The sequence below is a fragment of the Treponema sp. genome (genome assembly GCF_024696245.1).
Lineage (GTDB): Bacteria > Spirochaetota > Spirochaetia > Treponematales > Treponemataceae > Treponema_D.
Genome location: NZ_JAILGZ010000151.1, coordinates 1 through 5,682, shown reverse-complemented (window position 1 = coordinate 5,682; position 5,682 = coordinate 1). Strand labels below are relative to the sequence as shown.

General features: G+C 39.5%; 5 protein-coding genes. 3 read left to right on the top strand and 2 right to left on the bottom strand.

All coding sequences use genetic code 11. The features are described 5' to 3' along the window. Nucleotides 1-102: 102 nt before the first annotated feature. A complete protein-coding gene (locus tag K6D58_RS10760; protein ID WP_296830537.1) occupies nt 103-1,881 on the bottom strand; it encodes a hypothetical protein in 1,779 nt (592 codons plus the stop codon). 332 nt (nt 1,882-2,213) lie between these two features. After that, nucleotides 2,214-3,002, bottom strand: a complete 789-nt coding sequence (locus K6D58_RS10755; RefSeq protein WP_296830535.1) for a discoidin domain-containing protein — start codon at nt 3,000-3,002, stop codon at nt 2,214-2,216. A gap of 189 nt (nt 3,003-3,191) precedes the next feature. Here K6D58_RS10755 and K6D58_RS10750 point away from each other — a divergent pair, with 189 nt between their 5' ends. From K6D58_RS10750 to kduI, 3 genes are read left to right on the top strand one after another with little or no spacing between them, the layout of a single operon-like run. Next, a complete protein-coding gene (locus K6D58_RS10750; RefSeq protein ID WP_296830533.1) occupies nt 3,192-3,995 on the top strand; it encodes a gluconate 5-dehydrogenase in 804 nt (267 codons plus the stop codon). 12 nt (nt 3,996-4,007) lie between these two features. Further along, nucleotides 4,008-4,733: a GntR family transcriptional regulator gene (locus K6D58_RS10745; protein WP_296830531.1), complete on the top strand. Its 726-nt coding sequence runs from the start codon at nt 4,008-4,010 to the stop codon at nt 4,731-4,733. Between the two features lie 30 nt (nt 4,734-4,763). Beyond that, nucleotides 4,764-5,606, top strand: coding sequence for a 5-dehydro-4-deoxy-D-glucuronate isomerase (gene kduI / locus K6D58_RS10740; RefSeq protein WP_296830530.1), 843 nt, complete (start codon nt 4,764-4,766; stop codon nt 5,604-5,606). Nucleotides 5,607-5,682 lie beyond the last annotated feature (76 nt).

Here is a 5,682-nt window from a genome sequence, read left to right as displayed (position 1 = left end):
TCATCCTGACAACCTGTCATTACTGCACATGCAATTGCACTAAGGGAAAGTGCTTTAATAAGATTTTTGATTGACTTTTTCATCTTTACTCACTCTCCTATTTTAGAAATCCCATTCATCGTCTTCTGTATTTACAGGAATAAGCTGCCAGCGCTGACGAATAGCAGTATTAGTATAATAGTTACGATAAGTTGTTTCTGATCCTACCCATCCAGGATAATAACCGTAACTTGACATCCAGAGAATGTTTGAACCATTCAGCTGAGTAGATTCAACTTTTGTAGTTTTAAGCCAGGTTGAAACATACTGCTGTGTTGCATAGTTCTTAATCTTGTAAACACCATCTGTGTATCTTTCAAATACAAAGCTCTGTTTGTCATCATCAGCATCACGGGTAGCCATAGTACAGGTTCCGTTTGCTTCTGTACCGTTAGATGCAATTGCAAGACCTGAATAGCGGTTAATAAGCTGATAACCATTATTTGTAGGAACAAGACGATACTGATACAGATACTGATCACGGAAAAGAGTGCTGTCAGAATCACCACTTGGAGCTGTTGCAGTCCAGCTGGCATTTGTACCCTGATAGCAGTATTCAAGATTAGTCATGTACTGACTGTTTGCATTCCTGATGTAGTAGTACTGAGGATAGTTAATTTCTCCAGTTTCTACATTTGGACAGAGAGCTTCACTAAAGAACGCATTACATTTTGGTGCTGAACTTGTATCATCAAATTCAACCTTCATAAGAACCTGCTCGTTGTCAAATGTTGAAGACTTACCAAAAGCAGGACCCCAGCGGTCACCAAGATAAAGCCATGAGTTAGTTCCTGAACCATCAGTTGCAGTAAGCTTAAAGATATAAGCTGGCTGTGAACGGTCAGAGTGGCGGTCGTTAGAAGAGTTGTTACCACCATTATCATTATCTGAGAATACACCAATTGAATACCATGGACCGCCAATGTTATAAGCGTAGAAAGCTCTTGAAGGTGTTACGTTCCAACCGTCAGTATCAGATGTTACACAGTAATAAACACCGTTTCTCTTAATAAGACAAGGAGCTTCTTTCTGGTTAATCTTAAGGGCATCCTGAACCATCCAGTTTGTATCAACATCAAGATAATCATCAGTAAGCCTGTAAAGATTCATTGCTGTATTTTCTGAAGAAGAAGCCATAAAGTAACCTGTACCGTCATCATCTACAAAGAGAGTACAGTCACGGGCCATGTAACCATATGGAAGACCGTTATTTGAATAATCACTTGTGTAACCTGAGTCATGAATATCCAGTGCAGGATCATCAAATGGACGGAATGTCTTCAAATAAGTAAATTCCTGATCAGGGTAATCACCATAAGCAACAACTACAGAAGCATATCCGTAGTTCCAGCCTGTACCTTCACGGTGAGCCCAGAGAACGTACTTACCTGTTTTTTCGTTATAAACAACCTTTGGACGTTCAAGGAAGTATCCGTCAGTCCAGAGTTCAGGAGATGAGCTTTCCGGCAGGATATTGCAGCGCCACTCCCAGTTAACCATATCTGTAGAACGATAGCATGCTACACCACGGGCATTACCACTTGAGTAACGGTATTCACCGTACCAGTAAATGTATTTGCCTACCTTTTCGATTGTACCATAGTCAATGCTACCATCTGAGTTCTTTTTATGCTTCACAGTCTGAAGCATACAGCCACCGTCGCCAAAGAGAGTATTTCCGTCAGTATCATAATGATGGACACCAGACAGAAGAACACCTTCCTGTACGCCGTTTGCAGTTCTGGAACCTTCTACAACTTCATCAGATGTATTAAGGAGACTGCACGAAGCTGAAACCAGAACAAAAACCGTTGTTGCCATAGCAAACAGAACTTTTTTCATCCTTCTACCACCTTTTCTAGAAATAATGGGGAGAGCTGATTTCTAACATAAGAAACTGACAGTCTGGAATGTAAAGACACCACTGCCCCCCATTTTTTCATATATTTATGAAAACCTTTTCATAAATCATAGCATGGGTCATTTAAATATGCAAACGATTTTAATAAGAATTTTATTGAATTCAGGGTATTTTTTTACAGGTAAAGTCTTTTTCTTATAAAAAATTAAGGGCGGTAAAAGCCGGCTTTTAAAGACACTTTACAGGCTTAAAAACCAAAACCCCTGTTTATAAAACAGGGGTCTTAAACATATATATGGATTAAAAAATATTTTTATGCTTCAGTTCCGTATACTTCAATCTGGGTAAGGGCCGGGAAAGGAGAAGGATCATCAGCCTTTATTAAAGAATGAAGCTTAAGGGAAGTTACTTCTTTTGCAGGGAAGCGGAAGCTCTGGGCATCTCCCCTCTTTTCAAAATCCATAACAAGTTCAGAACCATCACTAAAAGTAATTGAACCTTTAGTCCACCATGCATCATGAGGAAAATCTGCCCTAAGGTAAATTACAACTTCATCAACCTTAACCTTGCGGCCAAAATCAAGGGTAAGTTCAGCCTGAGGATTTTTATTGATTCCCCAGCTTGAATATGGCCATTCACCATGGAAGGTATTTGCAAGAAGACCGTCAATTGCGTTTCTTGAAGCAAATACTGATTCACCACGGGTTTCTACGTTGGCAGATGTATGTGGGAAAAGGGCTGTGTTTTCGTGGCAGTCCCATACGTTAAGGGCAAGATTTTTACGTACTGATATTTCTGCAGGAAGAGCTTCCCTGGCATAAAGATAATGACGGCTGCCTGTAAATGCCTTTGGATTGTAAGACATCTTTTTTTCGTCAAAGGGAATTTCAATTGTAAATACACCGCTTAAAAGTGTAAAAGAAAAATCCATACAATCATCAAGCTTAACTATTGTATAAACTTTATCACTGCTGGAAGAAAGCTGAATTTTATCACCCTTCTGGTATTCACCATCAAAAACTGCAGCCAGTTCTACTGCATCTGTTTTTTCAAAACGCACATTATTCTGCGCATCAAGAATTTTTATAGTATAATTTGTCATATTTCCTCCTAAAGAAATACAGGCCCAGAATTCAGCCTAAAAATACATCTCTTCAATCTTATATAGGCAAAAGTGATATGTCAATTAAAAAAGTGATATCACTTTAACTAATTTTATACTAATTTTCTTTACAAATAAAACTTTATGACTTATTATAACTTTTAGATTTTAATTTTGAGGAGTAATTCCATGGAAATGAAGGATTTTTCACTTACAGGAAAAGTTGCATTCGTAACTGGTGCAACATATGGAATCGGATTTGCAATTGCTACAGCATATATCAAAGCTGGTGCTAAAGTTGCATTCTGCGACATCAATCAGGAAAAAGTTGACCTTGGATACAAGGCTTATGAAGAAGCAGGCTGCAGGGACAGCGTTAAAGGTTATGTTTGCAACGTAACTGATGAAAATGCAGTAAAAGAAACTGTAAAAAAGATTAATGCTGATCTTGGAACAATTGATATTCTTGTAAACAATGCAGGTATCATTAAGCGTATTCCTATGCATGAAATGAAGCGTGAAGAATTCCAGGCTGTTATTGATATTGACCTGGTTGCTCCTTACATCGTAGCTTCTGCCGTAATCCCACAGATGATCGAAAAGGGACACGGAAAAATCATCAACATCTGTTCTATGATGTCTGAACTTGGCCGCGAAACTGTTTCTGCATACGCAGCAGCTAAGGGTGGTCTTAAGATGCTTACACGCAACATCTGTGCTGAATACGGTCAGTACAACATTCAGTGTAACGGTATTGGACCTGGTTACATTGCTACTCCACAGACTGCTCCTCTCCGCGAAAAGCAGGCTGATGGTTCACGCCATCCATTTGATCAGTTCATCTGCGGTCGTACTCCTGCAGGACGCTGGCTTCAGACAGAAGAACTTCAGGGACCAGCAGTATTCCTTGCTTCAGATGCATCAAACGCTGTAAACGGCCACGTTCTTTATGTAGACGGTGGTATTCTTGCTTACATCGGAAAACAGCCGTAATTAAGGTTTTATATGAATTCATCTCAAGATGCCGGAACAATTATATTTGAAACTCTCAAAAACGAATTGCTGGATCTTACGATAAAGCCTGGTGAAGAGATATCAGAAAATAATCTTTGCCAGCGCTTTAATGTAACCAGACCTCCAGTCCGTACAGCATTGCGAAGGCTGAGTGACATGGGGCTTGTAGAAATTAAACCTTACTACGGCACCCATGCAACACTTCTCAACATGGACAAGGTTTTTCAGATTATCCATATGAGAACTGTTCTTGAGGCAAATATTATTACTGAATTTATTGAGTCCGATCCATCTGCCTTCGTAATTGAAGAGCTGGAACACAATATTCGCCTTCAGAAAATTCTTCTTTCTGAAAAAGAGATAGACAGCACACAGTTTTTTATGCTGGATAATCAGCTGCACCTTATATGGTACCGCGAACGTAACTGTGAACATATTTGGAATATGATTCAGGAACAGAAGATTGAGTATACCCGTTTCCGTATGCTGGATTACAAAAATTCAATGAGTTATACAGCAATGGTTACAGGGCACGAAAACCTTGTTAATGCTATTAAAAACAAGGAATCAGCTTCCATAGAAAAACTTCTGGGTCAGCATTTGCACGACGGTATCAGAAGAACAAACGAAAGTGTACTTAAAGAATGTTCCCACTACTTTATTACACCACAGCAGAAAGACTTCTGGAACAATTATACACAGCAGTATTACAACTAATTAATTTTTAACAAGGAGACGTATTTTATCATGGACGTACGTTATTCAACAGGAAAAGAAGCTTTTAAGCACATGACTACAGAAGAGCTTCGCAAGGAATTCCTTATTCAGAATATTTTTAATGCCAACGATGTAAGCGCAGTTTACTCTCACGTTGACCGCATTGTTACTTTAGGTGCTATGCCTGTAACAGAAAAAGTAGATCTTGAAAAAAACATTGATGCAATGAAAGATTTTGGCGTTAACTACTTTCTTGAACGCCGTGAACTTGGAATCATCAATATTGGAGAAACAGGTACTGTAGAAGTTGACGGGACTGCTTATACCCTTAAGCACTACGATGCACTTTATGTTCCAATGGGAACTAAAAAAGTAATTCTTTCTTCTGCAGATTCAGCTAAACCTGCTAAGTTCTACATGAACTCTACACCAGCTCACAGGGCTTTCCCACTTAAGCTTATTACTCTTGAAGATGCAAAACATGTTCACATGGGTTCCCTTGAAGAAAGCAATGAACGTACAATCAACCAGTATATCCACCCGGATGTTCTTGATACCTGCCAGCTTTCTATGGGTCTTACTCACCTTGAACCAGGTTCTGTATGGAACACAATGCCTGCCCACACTCACGAACGCCGCATGGAAGTTTACTTCTACTTTGACATTCCTGAAGATCAGGCCCTCTTCCACTTCTTTGGTGAACCACAGGAAACACGCCACATTGTAATGCACAATGATGAAGCTGTTATTAACCCAAGCTGGAGCATTCACTCTGGTTGTGGAACACGCAATTACACCTTTATCTGGAGTATGGCTGGAGAAAACCGTACTTATACTGACCAGGACTGGATTAAAACACAGGACCTGCGCTAAACAATTGTAGTAAATGCTGTAAAGCACTTACATAAACGTACTCATAGGGCGGCAGCTTCGGCTGCCGTCTTTTTTT